At 65.9% G+C, this 457-nt stretch carries 2 protein-coding genes; one reads left to right on the top strand and one right to left on the bottom strand.

Annotated elements, in window-relative coordinates:
• On the top strand, positions 1-158 hold a 158-nt coding region (locus J4F42_15995; GenBank protein ID MCE2487017.1), incomplete at its 5' end, for a hypothetical protein.
• Between the two features lie 91 nt (positions 159-249).
• Here J4F42_15995 and J4F42_16000 read toward each other — a convergent pair.
• Positions 250-457: XRE family transcriptional regulator (locus J4F42_16000; GenBank protein MCE2487018.1), on the bottom strand; the 208-nt coding region annotated here is incomplete at its 5' end.

Raw genomic sequence — 457 nt, forward strand, 5'->3', positions numbered from 1 at the left:
CGGGAGACATGTTTGCCGGCGCCTTTCTGTACGCCATCACCCACGGCTACACGGCCGAAGACGCCGCCCACCTGGCCTGCCGGCTGTCCAGCAAAGTCGTCTCGCAGTTGGGTCCGCGCCTGCACGGCGATGTCACAGCCCAGCTGCGCGATGGATAAATGGCGGGACGGGATCGGGCGACGCCTCAGGCCGATTCGCGCAGCTGGCGCACGGAGACGCGTGACGACATAGCGGCCTGTACGCGACCCATCACGCGTCGCGTGTGTCGTCGCCCACGTCCGAGAAGTTCGTGATGGTGACGCTGCCCTGGGGAAACTCGGCAACGATGCTCAGCCGTCCGCCCAAGGCTTCGATGCAGGCGCGGAGGTTCGAGACATACATATCCGCCCGCCGCTCCAACTTGGCGACGGCCGGCTGTTTGACGTTCAAGGCTTCGCCGAGCGCCTTCTGGGTCATC

This window comes from Desulfurellaceae bacterium, from assembly GCA_021296095.1.
In the GTDB taxonomy this organism is placed as follows: Bacteria; Desulfobacterota; Binatia; order Bin18; family Bin18; genus JAAXHF01.